This is a genomic window from Halioglobus japonicus, assembly GCF_001983995.1.
Classification (GTDB): domain Bacteria; phylum Pseudomonadota; class Gammaproteobacteria; order Pseudomonadales; family Halieaceae; genus Halioglobus; species Halioglobus japonicus.
Genome location: NZ_CP019450.1, coordinates 2,236,608 through 2,261,051, shown reverse-complemented (window position 1 = coordinate 2,261,051; position 24,444 = coordinate 2,236,608). Strand labels below are relative to the sequence as shown.

The 24,444-nt window shown below is 55.5% G+C and carries 23 protein-coding genes and 3 pseudogenes; 15 read left to right on the top strand and 11 right to left on the bottom strand.

The genetic code is table 11. The features are described from left to right. Nucleotides 1-66: 66 nt before the first annotated feature. Nucleotides 67-885: a CmcJ/NvfI family oxidoreductase gene (locus BST95_RS10685; protein WP_205737262.1), complete on the top strand. Its 819-nt coding sequence runs from the start codon at nt 67-69 to the stop codon at nt 883-885. A gap of 81 nt (nt 886-966) precedes the next feature. On the opposite strand, the gene BST95_RS10680 is transcribed toward BST95_RS10685, so the two are convergent. From BST95_RS10680 to BST95_RS20965, 4 genes and pseudogenes are all read right to left on the bottom strand, one after another. After that, nucleotides 967-2,019, bottom strand: a complete 1,053-nt coding sequence (locus tag BST95_RS10680; RefSeq protein WP_084199375.1) for a DUF481 domain-containing protein — start codon at nt 2,017-2,019, stop codon at nt 967-969. 612 nt (nt 2,020-2,631) lie between these two features. Beyond that, nucleotides 2,632-3,477, bottom strand: coding sequence for a SphA family protein (locus tag BST95_RS10675; protein ID WP_169843914.1), 846 nt, complete (start codon nt 3,475-3,477; stop codon nt 2,632-2,634). Between the two features lie 115 nt (nt 3,478-3,592). Continuing rightward, the gene (locus BST95_RS20140) at nt 3,593-4,051 is read right to left on the bottom strand and encodes a sulfatase/phosphatase domain-containing protein (protein ID WP_205737261.1); all 459 of its coding nucleotides are present in this window, start codon (nt 4,049-4,051) and stop codon (nt 3,593-3,595) included. Next, a pseudogene (locus BST95_RS20965) lies at nt 3,934-5,027 on the bottom strand (sulfatase-like hydrolase/transferase). Before BST95_RS20965 ends, BST95_RS20140 begins: the two are co-directional and overlap by 118 nt. A 752-nt stretch (nt 5,028-5,779) precedes the next feature. Here BST95_RS20965 and BST95_RS10665 point away from each other — a divergent pair. From BST95_RS10665 to BST95_RS20125, 4 genes and pseudogenes are all read left to right on the top strand, one after another. Further along, nucleotides 5,780-6,442, top strand: a pseudogene (locus BST95_RS10665) (DEAD/DEAH box helicase). Nucleotides 6,443-6,491: 49 nt separating this feature from the next. Beyond that, nucleotides 6,492-7,322 carry an SDR family NAD(P)-dependent oxidoreductase gene (locus tag BST95_RS10660; protein ID WP_084199371.1) on the top strand — a complete coding sequence of 277 codons (831 nt, stop codon included), beginning with the start codon at nt 6,492-6,494 and terminating at the stop codon, nt 7,320-7,322. Nucleotides 7,323-8,033: 711 nt separating this feature from the next. Beyond that, nucleotides 8,034-8,792, top strand: coding sequence for a TonB-dependent receptor (locus tag BST95_RS10655; RefSeq protein ID WP_084199369.1), 759 nt, complete (start codon nt 8,034-8,036; stop codon nt 8,790-8,792). A gap of 39 nt (nt 8,793-8,831) precedes the next feature. Further along, entirely contained in the window at nt 8,832-9,836 is a 1,005-nt protein-coding gene (locus tag BST95_RS20125; protein WP_084199367.1) for an NAD-dependent epimerase/dehydratase family protein, read from the top strand. Between the two features lie 119 nt (nt 9,837-9,955). Here the strand turns inward: BST95_RS20125 and BST95_RS20525 are convergent. The 4 genes and pseudogenes from BST95_RS20525 to BST95_RS10630 all read right to left on the bottom strand — a co-directional run. Next, nucleotides 9,956-10,246, bottom strand: a pseudogene (locus BST95_RS20525) (thiamine pyrophosphate-dependent enzyme); the annotation flags it as partial. A gap of 306 nt (nt 10,247-10,552) precedes the next feature. After that, nucleotides 10,553-11,095 carry a glycine zipper 2TM domain-containing protein gene (locus tag BST95_RS10640; protein ID WP_084199365.1) on the bottom strand — a complete coding sequence of 181 codons (543 nt, stop codon included), beginning with the start codon at nt 11,093-11,095 and terminating at the stop codon, nt 10,553-10,555. Nucleotides 11,096-11,127: 32 nt separating this feature from the next. Continuing rightward, nucleotides 11,128-12,336 (bottom strand): OmpP1/FadL family transporter, encoded by a 1,209-nt coding sequence (locus BST95_RS10635; RefSeq protein ID WP_084199363.1) that lies wholly within the window; start codon nt 12,334-12,336, stop codon nt 11,128-11,130. Nucleotides 12,337-12,419: 83 nt separating this feature from the next. After that, complete coding sequence (locus tag BST95_RS10630) at nt 12,420-13,022, bottom strand: hypothetical protein (protein ID WP_146004202.1); 603 nt, start codon at nt 13,020-13,022, stop codon at nt 12,420-12,422. A 398-nt stretch (nt 13,023-13,420) separates the two neighbouring features. On the opposite strand from BST95_RS10630, the gene BST95_RS10625 reads away from it, so the two are divergent. After that, complete coding sequence (locus BST95_RS10625) at nt 13,421-13,879, top strand: sulfatase-like hydrolase/transferase (RefSeq protein WP_084199359.1); 459 nt, start codon at nt 13,421-13,423, stop codon at nt 13,877-13,879. Between the two features lie 53 nt (nt 13,880-13,932). Further along, nucleotides 13,933-14,127 carry a hypothetical protein gene (locus BST95_RS10620; protein ID WP_084199357.1) on the top strand — a complete coding sequence of 65 codons (195 nt, stop codon included), beginning with the start codon at nt 13,933-13,935 and terminating at the stop codon, nt 14,125-14,127. A 49-nt stretch (nt 14,128-14,176) separates the two neighbouring features. Here BST95_RS10620 and BST95_RS10615 read toward each other — a convergent pair whose 3' ends face one another. Further along, nucleotides 14,177-14,803 carry a response regulator gene (locus BST95_RS10615; RefSeq protein WP_084199355.1) on the bottom strand — a complete coding sequence of 209 codons (627 nt, stop codon included), beginning with the start codon at nt 14,801-14,803 and terminating at the stop codon, nt 14,177-14,179. After that, nucleotides 14,800-15,891: a sensor histidine kinase gene (locus BST95_RS10610; protein WP_169843913.1), complete on the bottom strand. Its 1,092-nt coding sequence runs from the start codon at nt 15,889-15,891 to the stop codon at nt 14,800-14,802. The genes BST95_RS10615 and BST95_RS10610 overlap by 4 nt, the downstream gene beginning before the upstream one ends. Nucleotides 15,892-16,054: 163 nt before the next feature. Between BST95_RS10610 and BST95_RS10605 the strand changes: the two genes are divergently transcribed. Both BST95_RS10605 and BST95_RS10600 read left to right on the top strand, forming a co-directional pair. Beyond that, nucleotides 16,055-16,468: a DUF2141 domain-containing protein gene (locus BST95_RS10605; RefSeq protein ID WP_066052047.1), complete on the top strand. Its 414-nt coding sequence runs from the start codon at nt 16,055-16,057 to the stop codon at nt 16,466-16,468. A gap of 3 nt (nt 16,469-16,471) precedes the next feature. After that, nucleotides 16,472-17,911 carry a carotenoid oxygenase family protein gene (locus BST95_RS10600; protein WP_084199351.1) on the top strand — a complete coding sequence of 480 codons (1,440 nt, stop codon included), beginning with the start codon at nt 16,472-16,474 and terminating at the stop codon, nt 17,909-17,911. Between the two features lie 38 nt (nt 17,912-17,949). Here BST95_RS10600 and BST95_RS10595 read toward each other — a convergent pair whose 3' ends face one another. Beyond that, nucleotides 17,950-18,438 carry an Lrp/AsnC family transcriptional regulator gene (locus BST95_RS10595; RefSeq protein WP_066052053.1) on the bottom strand — a complete coding sequence of 163 codons (489 nt, stop codon included), beginning with the start codon at nt 18,436-18,438 and terminating at the stop codon, nt 17,950-17,952. A gap of 96 nt (nt 18,439-18,534) precedes the next feature. On the opposite strand from BST95_RS10595, the gene BST95_RS10590 reads away from it, so the two are divergent. The 6 genes from BST95_RS10590 to BST95_RS10565 all read left to right on the top strand — a co-directional run bounded on the left by BST95_RS10590 (nt 18,535) and on the right by BST95_RS10565 (nt 24,436). Beyond that, entirely contained in the window at nt 18,535-19,755 is a 1,221-nt protein-coding gene (locus BST95_RS10590; RefSeq protein ID WP_084199349.1) for an aminotransferase class I/II-fold pyridoxal phosphate-dependent enzyme, read from the top strand. Between the two features lie 83 nt (nt 19,756-19,838). Continuing rightward, nucleotides 19,839-20,849 (top strand): AraC family transcriptional regulator, encoded by a 1,011-nt coding sequence (locus tag BST95_RS10585; RefSeq protein ID WP_084199347.1) that lies wholly within the window; start codon nt 19,839-19,841, stop codon nt 20,847-20,849. A 102-nt stretch (nt 20,850-20,951) separates the two neighbouring features. After that, nucleotides 20,952-22,451 (top strand): amidohydrolase, encoded by a 1,500-nt coding sequence (locus tag BST95_RS10580; protein WP_157114478.1) that lies wholly within the window; start codon nt 20,952-20,954, stop codon nt 22,449-22,451. Next, a complete protein-coding gene (locus tag BST95_RS20960) occupies nt 22,385-22,711 on the top strand; it encodes an amidohydrolase family protein (protein WP_169843912.1) in 327 nt (108 codons plus the stop codon). The genes BST95_RS10580 and BST95_RS20960 overlap by 67 nt, the downstream gene beginning before the upstream one ends. 220 nt (nt 22,712-22,931) lie before the next feature. Then, a complete protein-coding gene (locus tag BST95_RS19710; RefSeq protein WP_157114477.1) occupies nt 22,932-23,087 on the top strand; it encodes a hypothetical protein in 156 nt (51 codons plus the stop codon). 137 nt (nt 23,088-23,224) lie between these two features. Next, complete coding sequence (locus tag BST95_RS10565; RefSeq protein ID WP_084199339.1) at nt 23,225-24,436, top strand: iron-containing alcohol dehydrogenase; 1,212 nt, start codon at nt 23,225-23,227, stop codon at nt 24,434-24,436. Nucleotides 24,437-24,444: the final 8 nt, after the last annotated feature.

The following is a 24,444-nucleotide window of genomic DNA, read 5'->3' as shown; positions in this document are numbered from 1 at the left end:
CATGGTGACTCATGAACAACGGTGCTGCTAGAATTTGGGCACATGCAGCAGAGGATTATCCAGACCATGACCCAACATCCGGACGTCACTGCCCCAGTGCGCTACCTTGCCCCGGGGCAGCACAGGCCGATTTACATCGCGTCACAGGGCGGCGCAGATGCGGCACTGAGCATCGGCGCTGACTTCGAGGAACATATGGTAACCATTCATAACGCCCGCAATCTGCAGCCCGCGGCGACACTGGATACCCAGGGCTTTTGCCTTATTGACCACCCAACATCCATCGCAGACTTCTATCAGCTCGATGACAACATAGTAGCTTACGAGGCAGAGATCATGTCGCTGGTGCTGAGCGCAACTGGCGCCGCTGATGCGCTGGTATTCGACCACACTTTGAGGTCCGACTCGCGCCAGGTGCGTAGTGAACATAGCACTCGCGAACCCGCGTCTGTGATCCACAATGACTACACCCCGGCCTCTGCGGTTAAGCGGGTTCGGGATCTACTACCGGAGCAGGAAGCAGAGCAACGGCTACAGCAGCGCTTCGCGATCATTAACGTCTGGCGCTCTATCCGGGGCAAGGTGCTAAACAGCCCGTTGGCACTGTGCAGCTACGCCTCGGCACAGCCAACTGACTTTGTAGCAAGCGAGCGACGCGCCAAAGACCGCATCGGTGAATTGCAGTTGGTGACTTTCAACCCGGCGCATCGCTGGTTTTATTTTCCTGAGCAAAAGCTCAACGAGTCGCTCTTGATAAAAACCTTCGATTCGGCCACCGACGGCCGCGCCCGCGGTGTTGCCCACACCGCCTTCGACAATCCGCTGGCACCCGCCGGCGCCCCACCCCGAGAGAGCATGGAGTCCAGGCTGCTGGTATTCTTCTAATTATCCGCCACGAACACACCTTGAAGCTGTGCAGCGGCCCAACCACTTTATGGTTACCAGACCTCTGTGCTTAAGGAGAAATTAGTACTCCCAACCAATTCCAGTGGTCAAGGAGTAGTCCCTGCTTTTTCCGGAATTTTCTGCCGCGTTATCAGTAGAAGACCACGCAGTGAAGTCCCAGTACAGGTCGTCGATCAGTTCCCAGCGAAGCCGCAAATTGGCATTGGATCTCACACGTCCGGAATCCGTCAGGCTTGGGTATAGAGTAAAACCGAGATCAAGATTTAACTCGGGCGTGCTGAACTGCCACACTGCATAATTTACATTGAGCAGTAGTTCGATATCCTGATTGGTGCTTGTGTCGGCGTTACTATCACTACTGTCCAGCGGCTTTTCGGTAATCACTTGCATACCTGCCACACCGTAGAGACGTCTTCGATGGTTATCGATAAAGTATCGCCCCAGACCAGCGCCCGCGCCTAGACGGTACGCCAATTCAAGTTCATCGTTGTCCTCATAGTTCGCAAAAATGGCCCTGAACGCATCTGCGCGATTTTCTCGCCAGACATCTCTGTAGACATCAACACGCGTTGCGGACGTGTCATCTTCTTTGGTTGTAGTGATTTCAGTCCGTGCTCTGAGAAGGTTTCTCGAGCTCTCGTCCTCATAACTCACCTCGGTATTGAAACTGAGCTGTCCGACGCTGCTAGCTTTGGTGTAGGAATACCCCGCTGCAAGATATACATCCAGGCGCTCAGCAAAGCTATCCTGGATGGGACGCAACTCAATTACCTGCAACCACTCCAATTCATGCCTTTCAAACGGATCTATTAGAACCGCCTGCCCCTCCCTCTCACCTTTATCTAGCGAGCCGTACAGACGTTCGCCGTCACTGAGTCTCACCTCATAGCGATACTCACTGCTGATACTGGCGATCTCAGGCCATTCGATTCTCACCGTACCCATGGCACTAGTGCTAAATTCGAGAATGCTACCGAAAAGAGACTTGATCTCTCCAGTCAACTGGTCTCCGTTGTATAGAGTAACGACGTCGGTTTTACGCGTAGCATGCGCCTCCAAGCTGACCAGGAATAACATAGTGGCCAGCCAAGCGCTGAAAAATTTCAAGGACACAGAGTGTTCCTCCAATGCCGCCCTGACGATTACATAATAGTAGCAAACGATCAGAGATATCGGAGCAATTCCCGTTGTCGCTCAAAGCTCTCTAAGGTAATTGTCATAGATCATCCAGAAGACCCTTCCGACGCATTCAAGAGGGCGTCCCTGTCGCTGCCCTGGCAAGGATCGATAGCGCGAAGTCAGCACCAGATACGAGCTGGCGGCACGATTCGTATGGAAGAACGTCGGACGGGAATCATCCAGATTAGTCCCAACATACTCAATAATCGAATCGCGCACTGAACCTGGGGGCCTGTTGTTTTATGAATAAGGTCTAGATGGTGTCATCGATGCTTTCGGAACCTGCCTTCCCATAACGTCCCCCACTGAATAGCCAATCCGACAGAGCTATTGCCTGATGCCTTGAAGAAGTATCGGTAGTCTAGCCCTCGAACGACCAAACTGTCGTTTCTCGCCCGCTGCGCTGAATCAGGACGTACATGCTGATATCAGGTGATGCGAGAACCACATTACGAAGTTCGAGTTCTTGTTGCGGTAATCTACCCGCGGCGCGCGCTTAGATGGTTAGCTCGTTGATCGCTGAAGTAACAACGTCTGCTTACCCATTTACTGCAAGGGCATACTCGGTATCGAGAATGTGAGCGTGAGCAGTAAGGTCTCTCCCTCAAGCGTGCTCCTTGCTCCAGACTCCCAAAAATAACGAAGGTTAGCGAATCCGTAGAGTTTGGACTTGCTGGCCAGCGGCAGCGAGACCTCGGGACCCATACCATACACCTCGTGCTTTCCGACAATCGGGCCCGATGGTGGTGTCGCACCGAAGTCGTCACGACTGACTTTCCATTGTGCAAAATAGGCAATGCCCGCGCTCGCGGCTCCTTCCATAAACGACTTCCCGAAGCCGCCCTCAATCGTCACGATGTCCCCCACCGTAACATCGGAGCCTTCTTTCTCACCGTGCGTTTCATAAAATGCGGTCGCAGCAAAATGCCAGCTGCGCGCCTCATCAAAATACACCGTAGTGCCCGCGAACGCCTCGTAGCTCCACATGCCGAGGCCTCGATTGTCATCGGCATCTGGATCGTACCTTCCGGTAGGGGCATAGAAGCCAAGTCCCGCGGTGAAATCGGCCCTGTCCCGGGTCCATCCCAGGATCAGTGGCTGAACATAGGTATCCGCCAGACCAGTACTGGTCTCAGTGTCACTCTGTAGTGCGGGGAGTTCGACTGCATTGTTAGTCAACGCCGGATACACGGCAAAGCCATAGTTAGCACCCAGCAGCTGTTTCTCGGTTGTCCACAGCAACCCCGCGACCACGGCGGAGATATCGACACTACCGCCTCCTGCCGTCGTCGGGAAAGAATTACCCCGCTTATCGCGCAGGGTACCGGCGGAGTAGTCGTAGACCATGCCGACGCCATACAAGCCCACAGGTGCCTGTGTACCGGACAGCATTCCCAGATCCCCACGAGTGTTATGGCCCGATAGTTGCGCAAGAGCAGCTGTGGAACAGAGTCCCACCATGCCGCAGATCATTATTCTGAAGAGAAGCATCACCATGATTGTGTCCCTAGCGCGGTGGCTTATACGGGTCAGCCGCTCCCGCCGGGATTGGTGGCTCATTTTTCAACGAGACTACATGCTCCTCTAGTTGCGGTAGCGCTGCCTTGGGTACCCAAGTGTGGGGGAAGAGAACATTGTCAAGTTCCTGTGGGTCGCTTATCAGGTTGTAGAGCCGCGGCATGGTGTACTCTCTTAGCACGCCGTTCCAGCCGGTCTGTTCCTTGAAATGCAGTTTCCAGTCTCGCCACTTCACACCGAAGATGTCGTTGCCCATGTATACGACGAAGCCGTCACGCCCGGACGCTTCTTTCTCGCCTACAAAGAACTCCGCCATATCGATACCGTCAATCATGCGATCATCAGGCACTTTTCCACCTGCGAACTTGGCCAGTGTTGGGAACAGGTCCATCGCATGGACAATCTCATCACTGACGCTGCCCGCAGCAATCTTGTCCGGCCAGCGCACAGCGAACGGGACGCGCAGAGCTCCCTCGTAACCAGTGAAAAGTGTCGAACGCCAGGGCCGGACGAGCCGTGCAGGCCCGTCTCCACAGTCATAGAGGTTTCCCCCGCGCTTAGCGCTTCGGGTCCATTGTCAGCAGTGAAAATGAAAATGGTAGTGTCGCGAATACCCAGTTCATCAACGGTATCAAGTAACTCTCCGAGGTAGCCATCTACCTGCATGAGCATATCACCCCAGACACCCTTGCCGGACTTGCCGGCGAAATCCGGGTGCGGCATCGCGGGAAAGTGGGTGGCCGTATACGGCAGGTAAACAAAGAACGGCTTCTCGGCTTTCGCCTGTCGTGACATGAAGCTGATCGCTTTGTCGGTCAAATCCCGGTCTATCTGAGGGCGATAGTCGAGACGGTAGGGCCTCACCTTTGTGGGCACCATCCCTCGGGTGCTCTCCATCACATAGGTTTCGGGTAAACCGCTCTCGGCGAAGCCATGCACCGAGGTATAGACCGATTCATCTGTGGAGTTAGGTACTCCATACCACTCGTCAAAGCCCTGGTCTGTCGGAAAGCGGCCCTCTGTGCGGCCAAGATGCCACTTGCCAAACATGCCCGTGGCATACCCGCATCAGAGAGCATCTCTGCCATGGTGACTTCCCACTGCACCAATCCGTAGACACCTTCCCCCAGCGGCACCGTGCCGTTACCGCTGCGAATCGCATAGCGCCCGGTCATGATTGCAGAGCGCGACGGCGTACACTGAACCTCCACATTGAAATTGGTCAGTCGCATACCCTCTGCGGCCAGCTGGTCCATCCGGGGTGTTTCAGCTCCCCTGATGATGCCGCCGCCATTGAAGCCGGGCTCTCCCCAACCGAAGTTATCGAGGAAAACCAGCACAATATTCGGCTTGTCGGAAGCGCTCGCAAAGGGACTGAACAGGCACAACACCAATGCGAGAAGAAAAGACTTATTCACTTTCATCAAAATGGTGACCCTCACTTTCGATACGGGGTTGAAGAACCATGTTCAACCAGAGTAACTTCAATGCCGCGTTCTGCACCTCAACGTGAGTCAGCTCTGACCGGCCGATTTTTTCGGCTTGGCTCTGGACTGATGAATAATGTCAATTTCGGAGCGACTCGTAACACAACGCTGACATCGTGTGACATGTGCTCGACATAGTGTCCAATGAATATAGATGCAAATTCAGTACCGCGCTAGCGATGGAATTGAGTAGAATCCAGCGCCGCTGCATTCGCGCCCTGCTGGTGGGTCTAATCCACTTCGAGCAACAGCCCGGAGGGATATCGGTGTCCAGATCGCTGTCTACAATTCCTTGTTAGATTCATTCCGCTACGGACAGGAGCCGCTTGCATATTCAGAACTCCGGACGTTCGCGCCCATCCTGCTTCGCAACACTAGCATTGAGGCAGGGCCAACGGCAGAAGCAAGAGGTCTGTCACCCTCAAAGGCGGACTTCGATGGAGTTGTTCGCTGGAAACTGCGAACATACAAACCAGCCCTATCAGACCATGTCGAAGCTAATTTGCCCGACATCGTACGCATGAAATGCTGACTGTGCTGGCGGAAGTGCACAAACGACACTGAGGCTCGCGAACAATGAACAGTTCCTCTTTTTAGAGCCTGAGCCTGTCCCAGAAGCAGTTGCGGAATCTATCCGATCTTGGCTAAAAAGTGATGACCGATATACAGGCGGCCGCGCTCCCCCCGCTATGGCCGGCATTGATCTGATCGCCCAGGCAAAAACAGGCAGCGGCAAAACAGCCGCCTTTTCAATTTCCTTGCTGAACAAACTGAACCCACGTAATTTCACTACGCAGGCGATAGTGCTTTGCCCAACACGCGAGCTGGCAACTCAGATAGGGGGAGAAATTCGGCGACTGGCGCGTTATTAGCAGAACGTCAAGATCATCGTATTATGTGGCGGCCAACCGATCGGACCGCAGATCGGATCGCTCGAACACGGCGCCCATATTGTCGTGGGTACGCCCGGCGGAATCATGGAGCATCTACGCAAGGAAACGCTCTCACTGGCGTGGGTTAACACTGTTGTGCTCGACGAGGCTGACCGCATGCTGGACATGGGCTTTGCTGATGACATAGCCAGCATTGTCGATATGACTCCGGCGAGCCGCCAAACTTTACTATTCTCAGCGATCTACCCGAATGGCATAGAGCGCTTAAGCCGAAAATGCCAGAAATTTTCACAGCAAATACGCGTCGCTAAAACGGTAGAAAGCGCCAAGATAGTACAGCGGTTCTTCATCACAGACAAACTATCGGAGGCTGCACTGCCGGAGCAATTAAATCACCTCGACAAAGTTGTATCGATATGGCGCACTACTCTCAAATACGGCGAAGTCAGGCTACACTAGCGTCTCATATCAGCGGGCTAGCCCGTCCGACTATTTGCGAGAGAATTTAATGAGTACATCGAGTTTCAAGGATAAGACTGTCATTATCACAGGCGCCTCGGCAGGCGTAGGTGCAGCCTGCGCGGAGCTATTTGCGGATCTGGGTGCCCGCCTAGTGCTGTCTGCACGCGGCGCGGAGGCGCTCAACACGTTCGCCGACACGCTGCGTGAAAAAACCAGCGTGCTCGCCATCCCCATGGACGTTGCCGACGAAGCGGCCTGCCAGGCTCTAGTCGATCAAACCGTCAACGAATATGGGGCGATTCATGTATTGGTGAACAACGCCGGTGCCCATCACAGGGGTGACGTTGAGAGGCAGACGGCCGCGCATCTGACCCAGATGGTAGACGTGAATTTGCGCGCACCGATCTACCTGACGTCGCTGGCATTGCCGCACATTCGCAAGGCTGGTAGTGGTGCAGTGGTGATGGTTGGTTCACTCGCAGGCCGCACACCCATGCAGGGTGCGGCCACTTATGCAGCCACCAAAGCAGGATTGAAGTCATTCACACATTCACTGGCGGAAGAATTGTTAGACAGCGATATCAACGTGGGCGTGGTCGCACCCGGGCCGATCGATACTGCATTTATCATGGAAGAAATCGACCGGGTGGAGGACATCGTGTACTCCCAACCCATGAGCACCGCTCAACAGGTGGCAGAGGCCGTCGTCGCAATCGCCAATGGCGAGAGCGTGGAGATTTGCCTGCCCTCTTTCAGTGGTCGGCTCACCACGCTGAGCTACCTGTTCCCATCGCTGCGCAGAAAAATGCGCCCGTCGCTGTACAAGAAAGGCGCAAAGAACAAAGAAAAGTATCGAGCTCGCGCGAACGGGCCCTGAACTCGCGTCAGCTAGCCAATACAGAGACTCAATGCACTGACGGTACAGCGGGGCCTCGCGCCAGAACAGGCATCCGCCGAGCAGCACCCCAGTTAGACCAATCGCCATGGCATAGCGCAATGAATGCCTCTCCAGGCATGGGGCCAATGCATCGTTTGCAATACGGATCGCACAGGCATACCGCAGATGCCTGTGCTCGCACGTACTCGGGCGCGAGGTTCTGGATGACGGCGTACCTGGAACCTATTCATAAAGCCGAAACAACGCCGCCAAACATCATGAATACCATAACCACCGGCACGGTGATGTCGCCGAGCCTCCACTTATGGGATTCCGCTCACAGCACAAAGGCAAACATAAAAGATGCCGATAAAAGTGCGCTGATCGCGGGAAACCAGAGCTGCCAGCGCGGGTCACGTTGGCTGAGTTGATCACAAAGCACACCGTCTATCAGTGCCCCAATGATGCCACTAATGGCACCGGTACTAACCAGTAGCAGACTGGCGTCGGCCTAAGGGGTCCGGGATTATTTCGGCACGGGCATGCATATGTAGCTTCGAAGACAGAGAAGACGCTTTACGCACCCCGAAACTGCGACCTGGAGAAGTCTGATTACGGCAACCGATTGGGCCAAAAATTGTTGTCTCGGCTGATCCACTTCAATTCCTCTGCGTACCTAAAATCAACTTATAGACGTTTTTTGGACAAGCAGTGATTTCAAATCTTTTCAAACGCCACATCTTCGCCACTTTCATGTGCTTGAACGCAGGCGTCGCCTCGGCCGCAGAACCGGGCTGGGACCTCCAGTTGGAGCTGGGCGCGACCTTCCAACAAAAAAACGATGTGCAAATCCCCAACGACAACGAGGGCACCAAGTTCGCGCTGGATGAGATCTCTGGCAGCGGCCCCTGGGCCACCGCCCGCGCAGACATCAACTGGAATATTGACGAGAAGCACGGCATGCGCTTCGTGTTGTCCCCGTTCTCCTACTCGGAGTCCGGTTCGCTGGATGAACCGGTGAGATTCGCCGGTGAGGAATACGCACCGGATGAACGCATTAAAGCCAGCTACCGCTTCAACTCCTGGCGCGTGGGTTACCGTTACAACTTTATGGACCGAGAAGACTGGCGCCTCTGGGTGGGTGGCACGCTCAAAATACGCGACGCGGAGATCAAACTGAGCCAGCAAGGCGTAAGCAGCAAAGACGACGATCTGGGTGTTGTCCCCCTGCTCTACTTCGCAGCTGAATACCAGATTAACCCAGAGTGGCTGGTGCAGGCCGACTTCGACGGACTGGCCGGCGGGCCTGGCCGCGCGTTCGATATCAGCGCAAGGATTGCCTATCGCCCGGACGATAAATGGACGGTCGGGTTAGGCTATCGCGGGCTGGAGGGCGGCGTCGACGGCGACGATGTATACAACTTTGCCTGGTTCAATACCGCCTTCACGTCGGTTGCGTATCGCTTTTAGTCAGCTCATCCCAATGCCTCGCTGAATTTCGGAGACCCCATGCCCAAACCAAAGCGCATCGTCACTGTCACGGGCGCCGCCGGCTTCGTCGGCCGCGCCCTGGTCACAAGATTACTGAAGGAGCCCTCACTGCAAGTGCGCTGTATGCTGCGCGCCGGCTCAGATCGGGAGCAACTCCAATCCATCTCAGACCGGCTCACTTTTTGCGAAGGGGATATCACCCAGCCGGATAGCCTGGTGCCAGCGATGAAAGACAGCTGGGGCGTGGTGAACCTGGCGGGCTATCGGGAGTTCTGGGCGCGCGACCGGGAGCAGTTCTATGCCATTAACCAACACGGTGCCGAAAACGTCTTCGAAGCATGCCTGGCTGTCGGCGCTGAAAAGGTGGTGCAAGTCAGTACGCCGCTCGCCTTTGGCGTACCTAAGAACCTGCCGTTTAACGAGGAGAGCGCCCCCGGGGCACATCCCAGCGATTATGCCCGTTCAAAGTATCTCGGCGATGCGGCGGGCTGGGCAATGCACCGCGAGCGTGATCTTCCCCTGACAGTAGTGCACCTCGCAGCCGTTATCGGCGCCGGCGACGACAAGTCCACCATGGAAGTACGCCGTGCGGTTGAGCAACAGCTACCGGCACTGGTGGGCGCGGACACCACCTACACTTACGTCTACCTGCAGGACGCCGCTGAAGCCATTGCCCGCGCACTGCTATCACCCGACACCGTTGGCCGTCGCTTTCTGATCGGTGACGAGCGCGCCACAACACGTGAATATTTTCAGCTAATCGGCGATATCGCAGGGGTTCGCACGCCCGACATCAATATCCCCGAGCGCTGGTTGATGCCGACAGCGCGTGTCATGGAGTGGGTTTCACGGCGCACCGGAAAACGGCCCGCAATTCCACTGGATGTCATCAAGACGACCGCCGCGGGATCGCTGCTGTTCTCTGCAGAGCTGAGTAAACAGTCGCTAGCCATGGAATACACGCCACTGCGAGAGGCTTTAACTGAAGCCGTTGCAGACATACGCGCAACCGGTACACGGTAGGCATCAATCAACTCGCCTATCGACCGCACCACCCAGGGCTCAACCCAGCAAGGATGGCACCTGTGCGGTCGAGCGCTAGTTCCAAGATGCTGTACTTCGCGATTCTTGAATATCACCACCGTGTCATCGAGCGCCTCTCGTGCCATCGGACATAGTGCCTGCATCGTATACATCGCACTGCCGTCACCTTCCAGGCAACCCACGTTGCGCTCCGGACAGGCGATAACTGTACCCGCAGCACCAGGGCCAGCTATCGAAAACTGACCTCGGCACCGCACAATGCCGTCACGCCACTCCACTGGGTGATGTAGATAGAGATCATTGGACCAGAAACAGCGGTCTGTCAGGCACGCTACAGACTTCCCGGGCTGTCGTAACCAATGTAAACGAAAACCCAATGTAAAGCCCATGAGTGTCCCTGTTACCAAACGCCTGATTAATCGGCTCGAGCAGAATGTTCATCAACTGCCGGTCGAGAAAATTTAGGGTATAGGTCAAAAACAGGTTGAATAACTATTAGTTGCGACAGTGTGAGCTGAACTGGTTATGGAGCATGGTAATTGCTCAGAGTCAGCACATTCGCGGCACGCTAGCGAAAGGAAATTAGGCACTCCAGCCAAAGAAAATCTATGTGCACCGGGCTTGGAAAATAAACTGTCATCGGGACTATTGAATGTACCAATCGCGATTGAATGTGACGCTTGAATTCCTGGTCACTAGGGCTGCTCGACACCCACGCTGTGTAATACCAACTGGCCATTGACGACCGGAATCGTGTCGCCCTTTGGCGGCTCATCCATCCGCACGCTGCCCGACTTACCATCGATCTCATATGAAACGTTGTAGCCGCGAATATTGACAGTCTCATCCATCACTGTGGTGCACTGCTGCTCGGTTCCCGTCTGAGTATTACCGGCCTGATAATTTTTCTGCGCCTTCTTGCCCACCGCGCCGCCAATGACCGCGCCCGCTGCTGTGGCGATCGCCCTGCCACTGCCCCCGCCGATCTGGTTGCCCATTGCACCGCCAATAACAGCACCGCTTGCCGTGCCGGCTATCTGCTGGTCATCCTTTACCTCGGCCTGGCGGGTCACAGTGACATTCTCACAGACCGTTCGGGGCGTCTGTACTTTTTCCTCAATCGCCTCAACGCTGATGATCCTGGCCAAGTTTGCATCGACCGCATTCTCGCTCTCAGCGCAGCCGAAAAGAACTAGAGCACTCAAGACGTGTAAATGGATAGGTGTGGATACTCTCATACGATATCGCCTCGCGTGACAGGGGTATCAGTTTATAACGCCCAACTTAAGGAAAATGAAAACTCGAGCACATGGTTGTCGGCGTATTTGCCGCCCCACCGCTCCGAACTTATGCGAGCGCTACCGAGATCAGTATAGTTCAAATATCCACCGATACTGATATTGTCGCGCAATTGGTAGCGCGCGCCGCCGGTGTATCGGACCTGCCTGTCTACGGGCAGGTCAGCCGTGCGGTCGTGTGCACTGACCGGGTTGGAGTCATAGGCGATACCGCCGGTGAGATCCCAGTGCCTGGATGCTGCGTACTCGAGGCCCAAGGCATAGTGATACGTGTCATCCCAGTTTTTTACCAGCGCAGCACCCTCCTCTGGCAACGAGACAAACACGTTATCCAGAGCACTCCAGTCATCCCAGCCGATGGTCACGCCCAGCCCCCATCGCTCGTTCAACTGGTGATAGAGACCCAGACGCAGAAGTGCCGCCATTGTCAGGTTAGTGTCAGAATCGATACTGCGATCGAGAATACTGCCCTGGACCTTTACGTTGCCATCAAAGTCCGCGTCGATCTCGCCCTGATAGCGAATACCCAGTCGGGTATTGTCACTAAATTCGTACATCGCTCCGAGCGCATACGAGAAACCGTTGTCCTTGCCATCCAGCGTGCCCTTACCGGCATCGCGCCCGGGTATGGTTGGCAGCGCTATCTCGAAATCCAGCGTCGTATAGTAGTACTGCAGTGCAAGACCCAGCGACAGCTTGTCGGTGACCTTGTATCCCACCGTCGGCGATATCGCCAGGACAAGCAGCTCTACATAAGTGTTCTGGAAGCGCCCCGCCCAGTTCTGATTATACTCCAGTCCTGCGCCCGCCAGCCCCGCACTGGAAATACCTACGCTCCATTTATCGGAACCAAGATCGTTAATATAGGCAAAGCTAGCTACCGGTGCATTCAAACCGGCCTGCCCGCCGTTGTCGTCGCCATTCACCGGCGACGTGTAATCAAGATCAAACTCAACTTCCGGAATAATCGCGCCGGCACTGCCGAACACGTGACTGCCCGCCAGACGCGTGCCTGCGGCCGGATTATGAATAATCGCAGCTGCATCGTCAGTGCCCGCTGCGGTGCCTGCACTGGAACGTCCAGAGGCGAAATCACCGTACTGGTTCAGCCACAGGCCACCGGCCTGCACAGACCCTGCTCCCAACATCATCAGGAGTAGAGCTATCGAAATATGCTTCATATTCAGTTCTCGCCGTAGGTCCTATCAGTCCGAAGTATAGTTCAGGCACACTGAGCTTGTTTCTGGGTGACGATGCACTGCCCCTAGCCTCCGACCAGCGACAATAGGGACTGAGTCACCATCGGCAGCAGAAACACTGTGAATCCGACCAGAACCGCATAGAGTCCAACCTGGGTCTTGCGCGAGACGTCGTAACCCTGGCGCCGACGCGTACGCACATACCAGACAATAAACCCTACACAGATTGCAATCTCTATCAGCAGCCCCACCGCCGGAGCAGAGTTATACAAACCCCAGCCGAATACCGGGAAATCCTTATTCTCGGGCGCACCAAACCAGTAGTGTTTAAAACTGACCAGCAAATCCATCAGCTCATGCGCGACGTTGAGCGCAGCGACAATCAACGCCAGTTGCAGGCTCTTAAAAATCAATCCCGCGGCCAGGGAAAACACCAGCGCCCAAACGATCACGGGGGCTATATCATGACTGTAGGTCATATCGACGGTCATATGCCTGAAAGACGCATCAAAGAACCCGCTAGGCTCAATCGTCTCCACCCCCACCAACGCGAAGCTCACCATAAGAAAAACAAGTGTCTGGGTCGCCATCAGGAAAAACCAGAATGGCGCGAGACTGCGATTGCTGTTGTACGCCCAGGGCACCAACGCCGTTGTATAGTGGCCCATTAGCATGACTAGTCCTCCTCCTGGGCGATGAGGCGCGTAATCAACCAGAAGGTACCTATATAAGCGAACGAAAAAGCAATAATCGTCGTGTGCATTACCAAATCCCGGTTCCCGTCAAGGCTAACGTACTGCACCGGCACTTGTTGCAAAACGCAAAAAACAGCACGTTCTTGCGCGCTTCTTCGCGGTAAGACTCAGCAAGAGGAGTGATACATATGGCATAAGTGGAGCACTCATCGGCTCTGGAGGCACTTTCACTGAAGAGGAAAACACGTCATGACGTGGTGGAACCCATCCAGATAGACAAGCAGATATTTCAGATTGTTATGACCGAACCCTGTAGATAGGCCCCGTCCGCAGTCAATATCCATTATGGCGTACTGAATCTTGTCATTGGCATGATCGCCGCGGCAAATGCGGAAGATCAGCGCCCCGACATTCTTATTGTGCTGGCAGACGACATGGGCTGGGCAGATTCAGGCGCCTTTGACAGTGAAATCAAGACGCCCAGTATCAACAGCATTGCCGCTGATGGTGTGCGCTTCACTAACTTCTACACCAATCCTATGTGCGCGCCTACGCAGGTCACTCTGATGAGTGGCGTAGATCATCATGTCTTAGGCGGTGGAGCATTTTACATCCTCACTGCGCCCAATCAACAGGGGCAACCCGGGTGCGTAGGCTATCTGCGCCCCGAGCTGAAAACCCTGGGCGACATGATGCGCGGCGCTGGCTACGGCCAGATGCTCAATTGGCGGCCAGATACACCTACAGCCAGATCGACAGCTACTCGGAATCCCGTGACCTGGCCTAGTTCAGTGAGGACACAGGCGTCATATCTCTCAAAGCAGACCTAGAACACCCATAGCATACCCATCTGGGGACACTGCCTCTCATTGGCACAGTCCACTTGGGTGCCAGCGGCTTCACGGGTCCCAACCGCAAGGTACTCGGTTTCAGTCACTTCTGTATGGCCGGCTACTCGGTCGGCGTCAATGTGACCGAGAGCAACCGCTATTTCGAATCGTTTAGCGTGGGTGCCCACGCCAATTTCGCCAGCGACGTTGATAGTTACTCGCTGCTACTCAGTTGGACCTTGAAGTAGAGGGACGCGCACTTGCGCCTCGTGGCTGCGCTACCTAAATCGCTTGCGATCAGATCAACTGCCAGTGAATGGCATACAAGACAGCCTGGGTGCGGTCACGGCAGTTGAGCTTGGTGAGAATATGGGAGACATGGTTCTTCACCGTACCTTCGGCGAGGTGGATGACGCTGGCGATCTCGCGATTTGACAATCCACCCGCCACTAGCCGTAACACTTCGCGCTCCTTGTCACTGAGCAGATCAGGATCTGCCGGTGGCGCATCTTTCACAGTGGTACTGGCCTGAGAGACAAGGCGCGGCTCGGCAATAAAGCCGCCGCCAGCCACAGTCTCGATCGCCTCGATCAGTTTATCTAGAGAGACATCTTTGAGTAGAAAGCCATTTGCGCCGGCAGCGAGTGCATCCAGAAACAGCTGGTGATCATCGAAGGTCGTCAGCATAAGTACCGGCTGACGTTCACCATTGGCGCGCAAGCGTTTAACCATGGTGATGCCATCCATGCCCGGCATGCGGATATCGCACACCATTACGTCGATAGGCTCCTTGCGCAACGTCGCCAGCGCTGCTTCGCCATTATCACATTGCCAGGCGGTAACAGCTTTACCAGACAGCGCTATCAACTGGGCAATGCCTTCTCGTATCAATGCCTGGTCGTCCACCAGTCCTACACGAATCACGCGGGCATCCTCTCTAGCTGGGGTAACGTCAAGGCGAGGACGCAACCGCCATCCGGACGCCGCGTCAGCGCCATTTCGCCACCAAATGGCGCCAGGCGGGTGCGAATATTCTCGAGACCAAACCCGGGTACAATCGTACCGCGCAGGCCTCTGCCGTTATCCGCAATACTGAGCACACCCTCGGCGTAATGGATATCGAGGTGATCTGCACCTCCGTGGCGAATCGCGTTGTGAATACCCTCTTGCAAGCAGAACACCAGTTGCTGAGTCAGCTCGGCGGGTAATGCGGGCAATTCGCGGTCAACCTCAATCGTCACCCCTGGCGTGACGCTGGCCAGTCTGCGAATCGCTGAGGCGAGATCATCGCGGCGTTCCTCGGTCATTTGTCTGACCGTACTCCGGATGCCCTCCAATAATTCTCGGGCCAGGGCCTGGCTGTCTTCAATGCGCGGGCGCAGTGCGTCCGGCGCCTGGTGTGCCAATGCCTCCAGCTGCAAACCGAGCGCTGTTAACTGGTGTCCCACGGTATCGTGCAAATGCCCGGCAATACGCAGGCGCTCTTCCGCCTGACTCTGCTGAGCCAATACGGCGCGTGCAGCGAGCAACTCGCTGTTCTGACGACTGAGCATTTCCTGGGCCGCCACCTCACGCTGTTTGGTCAGGCTTGAGGTAATAGCAAAAGCCTGCAATGCGATCATCGAGACAAATGAGATCTGGTAATTATTGGTCTCCCAGGTCAGCTCAAACACCAGAAAATAAGTAGCATTAGCCACCAAAAACAATAGCCAGCTCTGGCGCGCGCTCAAGTGATAAGGTGCGCTGGCCATGAGTACAGCGGCCAGCACAGGCGTCAGGGTGTTGGTATGCATAATGAGGGCGATCACGCTGAGCACAAACATCGCTACGGTACCGGATACGGTAACCCGGCGAGACAGCCCCAGTTCCTCGTCGTAGGCCTTTACAGCGAAAATCACGCCGAACAGCAGGTACACCAGGAAGTCAGGCCAGACCTGAAAATTCAAACAGTTCACGACCGCAACTAAACCGGTGGCCACAACGCCACTGGCGATGAGCAGATGATTTTCCAAGGATGGGGATGATTTAGCCATGTACTGCAGCATACCGGAATTGAGCCCTTGGCGTACCGTGCCAAAAGTCACGGTTTGAACTCGCAGTGCCAGTGACTTCCCGCACCTGCCATCAACCCGGGCTGCGCGAGACTGAACTCGTCACTTACACAAGGGAAGCAACATGAAGAAGTTCTGGAACGCAGCCATTATGGCACTCGAACTGGCACAACCGGTTCAAGCCGCCGATATCGACATTCTCGTAGAGGGTATTCGGGAGCACACCGGGCAACTGTACTGGACCGTTTTTGATACCGCGGCGGACTATCAGGCCGACAGCAACCCGGTGATCGCAGCCATCAGTCGTGTGTCCGGCGACACGGTTCAAGTCACTCTGCGGGGGGTTGATAGCGGCGAATATGTCGTCAAGCTGTACCACGATGAAAACAGTAACGGGAAGCTGGACACCAACCTGGTCGGCCTACCACGCGAAGGCTACGGCTTTAGCAATAATGCCGGCCAGTTTGGCCCGCCCAGCTTTGACGAGGCCAAAGTGACTGTCAATCAAGATACCCAGATTCAGATCAATTTGAGGTGACCCATGGAACGACGTGAATTTCTCAAGGGCCTGGCAGCTATGGCCAGCTTGCATGCCCTGCCCAGCCTGGCGCTTGGCGAATCAGCGCCGGCCTGGTCTGTCGGCTTCGATGGTCTGACTTCTGACCAGCCACGGCTACCTATGACCGTAGAGGGAACGATACCCCAGGCGTGCTTTGGCACCTTGTACCGAAACGGCCCCACACTTTACGAGCGTGCCGGGGAGCGATATCAACACTGGTTCGACCCGGACGGCATGATTCAGGCATTCAGGCTGGGCCCGGATGGCGCAAGCCATGAAGGCCGCTTCGTGCGCACCCGAAAATATGAGCGGGAACAGGCCGAAGGCCGCTTCCTGTTCAACGGCGCCGGCACCCAGGTGGCCAACCCGGCACCGCCGCGCAGTAACCAGGACTTCAATGTCGCCAATATCAACATACAGCCCCATAACGGTGAACTCCTGGCACTATGGGAAGCAGGCTCTGCCTACCGTATCGATCCGGAGACACTGGACACGCGAGGCATACAGGCGTGGCACGATGAGCTTGAGGGCGTGCCCTTCTCCGCACACCCGCGATTTGATGAGCGCGGGGATATGTGGAATATCGGCTCGGTACCGTTCGCAGGGACGCCGACACTAGTGCTGTACCACGTGAACGCCACCGGGAACATGGTCAAGTACCATGCCCACACCCTGGATTTCTCAGGATATACGCACGACTTCGTGTTAACCCCGCGCTATCTGATTGCCCTGAATAGCTCCGCGGTTCATGAAAAAGCACCCACATTTATCCAGGGCATCCAGTGGCGCCCGGACATCGCCAGCCAGTTGCTGGTGTTTGATCGAGAGGATTTCTCTCTGGTCAAGACAATCGAAGTGCCGGCCAGTTTTGTGTTCCACTTCGGCAACGCCTGGGAATCAGGCAACACCATTGAGTTCACCGCCGCTGCCTACGCCGATTCGCGTTTTATGCAACAGGGCATGCATCAGCTGGCGCAGCAGCAGGCCGGGCCTTATCACGACGACCCAACACTCGTACACTACAAGCTTGATCTCACTAGCGGCAAAGCGCATATCAGTTCGCTGGAGACTGACTTGGAGTTTCCGGTGTTTGACCGGCGCCAGCCCTTCTCGCCCCAGCGTCTATACGGTGTGAGCGGTGGCCAGGGCACACTAAGCGGCCTGCCCTCTTCGATCGTCAGCGTCGACCCGCGCTCAGGCTCGATGACACGTTATAACTATGGTGAGCATGTGATTGTCGAAGAGCCGCAGTACCTGCCATCGGGCTACCTGGTGCACAGCTTTCTGGATTTCAATAAGCGCCGCACCGGCGTGGCGGTGCTCAGGACCGCAGCAATCGAGGAAGGCCCAGTAGCCACTATGACCATGGACCGGGTACTGCCACTGGGCTTTCACGGATGCTTTGTATCCCAGAGCAGCTGATAGCAAGGCCAAAAAAGCCGCCCTTTGAGGGGCGGCGTTTAATCGGCGTCGACGTTTACATACAACGGCATCTCAGCGTTACGCGTATGTTCGAAAATCAGGTGGGTTTCCAACTGCGCCACCTCCGGTCGAGTGGTCAGTGAAACCATCGCCAGATCGCGGAGGTGTTGTGCGTCCCGTACCCAGACATGAATCAGAAAATCGCTGGCACCGGCAATATGGTAGATTTGCACCACTTCTTCCAGGCTCAGAACATGCTGGCGAAAGGCGCTTAAATCCTTGAGAGAGTGATGCTGAAGTTTCACGGCAATCATCGCCTGCAGGCTAACCCCTAATGCCTCCGGGGCAAACTCTGCAACGTAACCACGAATTGCCCCCTCCCGCTCCAGGCGCCGCACTCGCACCAGGGTTGTCGATGGGGCCAATCCAATCTGCTCGGCCAACTCACGGTTGCTCAGCCGTGCATTATTTCGCAGCAGCCGCAAAATCTCATAATCTGTTCGGTCTAACTGGTCAAAAGCACTCATAATCGAATTTTATTCGTCATTAATATCCTATTCAGAATTTTATGATAGAAATCACTCTGAATACAGCCTAACAAACATGCTATCAGGATATTTACTATGAGCCACCAACACCCGGTAGAAGCCCTCGCCAATCTCCGCCACGAATTTGGTGAACACGGTGGCGTCAACATGTCCATTGAAGCCAGTTCTACCTTTACCGTGATCGACCCCGGCACCATGCCAGAAATTTTCACTGGCCAGAAAGGGCCAGACAATGCCGGCTGTTACCTGTATGGGCGGCACTTCAATCCTACTGTTTACAACCTGAGTCGACAGCTGGCTGCTATGGAAGGCACCGAATCCGCCTACTGTGCAGCCAGCGGCATGGGTGCTATTTCCGCGGCCATACTCGCCCTGTGTGAGGCCGGCGATCACATTGTGTCGTCCAATACAATCTATGGTGGAACCTATGCACTCATGCATGACTTTTTGCCGCTGAAGTGCGGAATGACAACCAGCTTCGTCGACAGTTCTGACTTGGACGCGGTGCGCTCGGCCATTACAGACAAAACCCGCGTGCTCTATGTAGAGAGCGTTTCCAATCCTACCCTGCGAGTAGCCAACATCCCTGCTCTGGCTGACATTGCTCATAGCGCAGGCATCCCGCTGGTCGTCGACAACACTTTCAGTCCGCTGCTCATCAGTCCCGCTCACCTTGGCGCCGACATCGTGGTGCACAGCATGACCAAATTTATTGGCGGTGCCTCAGACCTGATCGCCGGTGCGGTATGTGCCAGCCAGGCGTTTATCGGGCAACTCATGGATCTGCATACAGGGCCGCTGATGATTCTTGGACCCACCATGGATCCCAACGTCGCTGCCAACATTGCCCTGCGCCTTCCCCACTTACCGCTGCGCATGAGCGCCCATGGTGCTCGTGCCCTGGCGCTGGCAGAACGTCTTCAACAGCGAGGCACGCAGGTGAGTTACCCGGGGCTTGCGACACATCCTGACAATGCGTTACTCGCAGAACTGGGCAATGCTGAGTTTGGCGCCGGCGGGGTGCTAACGATTGACGCGGGCAGCAAAGAGAAAGCGCTGGAACTCATGGGTGCCCTGCAAAATGAGCAGCAGTTTGGCTTTATGGCGGTAAGTCTTGGCTACTTCGATACGCTCATGTCCTGTTCAGCATCGAGCACATCCAGCGAAATGGAAGACGAGGACATTCAGGCGGCTGGCATCAGCCCCGGCCTTGTTCGCCTGGCTGTGGGATATACCGGCACCCTGGAGCAACGCTGGAGCCAACTGGAGGCTGCGCTTGATTCCGTCGGCATGTAAGTAAATCTGTCGGGCGCTGGGCGTGACGGTAGGTATTCCGATATCATCAGGACACCGACGACATCGCCATTTAACAGGAATTCATGCCCAGCGTTTCAACCCACCACTTCCTCGCCGCAATGCGCGGCGCTCAACTGAAAGGCTGGTCGCGCCAATCGCTGCTCGCAGAAGCGGGGATGAAGGATAACTTCGATTACGCCGGCGAACAGCGCTTCTCGATTGATCAAATGACCCGGCTCACCCGAACGATATGGCGGGTGCTCGACGATGAATTCATGGGGTTTACGCGCACACAGAGCAAACCGGGCACGTTCGCTTTTTGCGTCAAGGCAATGAGCAAAGAGCGAACATTGCGAGATGCGCTGATGACCGGATCTACTTTTTACAGCCTGGTCACTGACGATATCGAAACGGAGATCATCGAACACGGTGATCACGCAGTCATCGACATCCGTTTCCAGCATCCCGAGCTGGACCCTGACTACTACTTCGAAGATTTCTGGATGGTCATCTGGCATCGCCTCGCCAGCTGGCTCACCGGGCTGCGCATTCCGCTGCAGTATGTCAATTTTACCCAGGCCAAACCGCCACACAGCCGCGAGTTAAATTATATGTTTCCCGGCGTGCTGGATTTTGGCACAACATCCAGCCAATTAGCTTTCGATGCGCGACACCTGGAGCTACCGATCAGCCGTAGTTCCCGGGAGGTAGATCGCTTCCTGGCACGTTCGCCATTTTACCTGCTCTCCATTCCCGGCTCCGAGGGCATGCTCCACGGCACTATTGTCAGCATGCTGACACCCGAGGACAACGGGGTCATGACGTTTCCCAGTATTGAGGAGATTGCGGCGCAGTTGGGTTGCTCTGGTGGCACACTGCGACGTCGGCTGCGCGAGGAGTCCTCCAGTTACTCGAAGATCAAAGATGAGTTGCGCCGCAACGTGGCCTACAAGTTACTGGCCGACGAGAGCATACCCATCGAGGATGTGGCACTGGCCGCGGGTTACTCCACGGCCAGCCCCTTCATTCGCGCCTTCAACCAATGGAGCGGCACTTCGCCTCGGCAATACAGGAGAAAGCTGCGACCGCGCTAGCGCGTGGCCCGGATTTGACCGTTGCTGTTTGCCTGTGCCTATACTGCATATGACTGTAACCAGCATGCACACAACGTTCAGGAAACCCTTAAGGATCTAGCTATGCGATTCAGCCACACCCTGTACATCGCACTGCTAGCGCTCATCCTGTCTGCTTGTCACCGTGATTCTGAGCAATCACCACTGACCGCCAACACGCCCCCCGCTGACCTGACGATTATGGGTGCTACCATATACACAGTGGCCGAGTATCTCCCGCACGCAACGGCGCTTGTTGTGCGCGACGGTCGTTTTATTTATGTCGGCGACGACGACGGCGCCAAGAGATACCGCGCAGCAAATCTCCTCACACTCAATGGCGAGCTGATTATTCCCGGCCTGATCGACGGTCACGCTCACCCTGGCTACGTCAATGTAGAACGATTCGGTGAGGTTGAGGGAGAGACCCCAGAGGCTTTACTCGAATCCGTGCAAGCCTACGCTGCCGCTCATCCCGACCAGCAGTGGTTGCGCCTGTGCTGCTGGCCCACCAATATGTTTGTGCAAGGAAGCGACGGGCCCAGGAAGGAAGTTCTTGATGCCGTAGCTCCAGGCCGTCTGGTCTGGTTTGAAAGCGAAACTGCACATGATTTCTGGCTCAACTCCAACGCGCTACTCGCCTTGGGCGTAGACAAGAATACACCCGACCCAAAACCCGGACTGGCCATGTACGCCAGAGACGATCAAGGTGAGCCCACCGGCTGGGTGAAGGAAGGGGCCGGCGTACAGCATTTCGCCAAGCACTTTGCCGTGACCGACGCGGCGCACTTGGCACAGCACAAACAAACCGTGGCTGAGACTCTGCAGATTCTCTCAAGACATGGCGTCACAGCACTGTTCGACGCTGGAAACAAAGGCTATGGCGACCACGTGTATAACGTCATTTCTGAACTGGAGAAAGAAGGCAGACTACCGCTCCGCTACTACGGAACGTACCAGATATTTACCCCGGAGCGGGCAAAGACGGCTATTGCTGAGGTGCAACGATATCAACAGCAATACGGAGGCGAGCTTCTACAGTTCAACGCCGTAAAGGTCTTTATGGACGGCATCAGCGCCAACCAATCCGCTGCTTATAGCCAACCCTATCTGGGCAGCGGCACATCTACCGAGCCTCTGCTCTCCACGGCAGAACTGACGGAACTACTAATGCAGCTTCACGAAGCGCGGCTCGATCTGATGGTGCACAGCATTGGTGACCTCGCGACTCAGACAGTACTGGACGCGGTTGAACAGGCACAGGCCAACATCGGTCAGGATTTTTATCCTCGAGTCACGATTGCCCACCTGGCGTTGATAGATCCTGCAGATCTACCGCGCATCCACCGACTCGGCATCATTGCCAATTTCTCTCCCTGGTGGTTCGGTGTGGAAACGAACGATGTTGTTGAGAGCCTACTTGGCAAGGAGCGCTACTCCCTCATGTACCGCGCCAGATCCGTTGTGGAGTCAGGCGCCAGAGTGACGTACTCGAGCGACGAATGGTGGGGGGAGAAATGCTGGCCACATTCATCAGCCCCTATCTCGGCATGCAGACCGGGCACACCCGGCAGTATCCCGTAGAGTGGTGGCAGAGCCCTGACGACGGCGTTCGTTCGCCCGCTGACGAACGTCTCAGCCTCGAACAATTACTGCGCGGCTATACCCAAAACGGCGCATATCAGCTGCGACTGGAAGACGAGACAGGCTCTATCAGCGCAGGAAAATCTGCAGACTTCATAGTTCTCAACAAGAACCTGTTTAACGTAGACCCTCACGAAATCTGGCAGTTGCAACCCACTGCGGTTGTTATGCGAGGCCAGCTGATACAGGGTGAGTTTTAATATTGAATAGCGAGTATTACTCAAAGTTTTAGCAACCTATAGGCTACGGCGACAAAACCTGTTCACTCCACTAATGTGGCTAACCATGGGCAGGGAGTATTGCTAGCAAACCAAGTCAACTACCCGCCCAATAGACGCAGACTGCTGCGGAATATCTTCAGTCTGTTCACTGCATTTTAGTGCACTCAAGGGTGCAGACCAGAGATCCAGGGAGGCCATTATGAATTTATCGAATTCGATGAATTTCGGCATGCCAAGCTGTATCAAGCTAAGCGGGGCTTTTGCCGCTAACGCGCTCATTGCCATTCTCCGCCCACTGGGCGCCATCTCACTGTACATTGTTGATCGCATTTCCTTCTCTCCCCAGGGCAGTTAAGCCCTGTTCTTGCGAAACCACTTTCGCTCGCAACCAAAGCACTCAATAGCAGCACACCACACAAACCCGGGAATGATCCTGGGCGAGGTTCTGCATGCCAAACAAAGGTCGGTTCAACTGCTCCGGGAGGGACAGCTATGTGTACAACTATTCTTACACCACCAATTATGTGTATAGGTGGAGGGGCCAGCGGCAGGATTGCCGATGTGCTGATACAACTCAATCTGCGGCGGCCCCTGATTATCTGCGGCCCAGTGATCATTAAGTATGGTTATCTTGAGCGTATTACTCTGCCGCTTGATCATGCAGGATTGACATACGGCATTTTCAGCGATGTTCCCGCCGACCCAACTGATGCAACAGTCGCCGCCGCAAGCCAGGCCCTTCAACAACAGGACTACGATTGCATCATTGGACTCGGCGGCGGCAGCCCCATGGATACTGCAAAAATGGTCTCACTCATTGGGCCAGCCGGTGGTACCGTGCGCGACTTCGCTGTACCCCAGGACAATGCCAGCCCGGGTCTGCCTATTATTGCCATACCTACGACTGCCGGTACGGGTTCTGAGGCCACGCGAGTATCGATCATCACTGACGCGAGGAACGATGAGAAGCTACTGTGCCTGGGGCGCGCCTTCATGCCCTCCGCTGCTCTGATCGACTATGAGCTCACGTTAACCATGCCATTTCGCCTGACTGCAGACACAGGCATCGATAGCCTCACTCATGCCATAGAAGCCTACGTGAGCCGCAAGGCAAGCCAATACTCCGACGGGCTAGCGCTCGCGGCCATGAAATCACTGTTTGAAAATATTCGCACAGCCTGCTTTGAACCAGATAACGTCAGCGCGAGAGAGGCCATGATGCTCGGCTCTACTCAGGCAGGTATGGCATTTTCCAACGCGTCAGTAGCTTTGGTTCACGGTATGAGTCGCCCCCTGGGCGCCCATTTCCAAGTACCTCATGGCCTCAGTAACGCCATGCTGCTCCCGGCGGTCACTGCATTCTCGGTACCGTTTGCCATGCGCCGCTACGCCGATTGTGCACGCCAGATGGGTGTAGTACCCGCAGGCACTAATGACACAGTTGCCACGCGCATTTTGATAGAGGAACTGCGCCGACTTAACGAGGATCTCAAAGTACCGAGCCCGCAACAGTTTGGCATTCACGAAAGCGACTACACGACACTTCTGCCTACTATGGCAGAGCAGGCCCTGGCCTCGGGCTCTCCCGCTAACAACCCCGTCGTTCCGGATATTGACGAAATTATTGAGCTCTATGAGACCGTCTTTCACTCTTCGACGAACGTCACCGCACCGATTCGCAGCCGAGTCGCACAGGCGCTATAGGAGAAAGT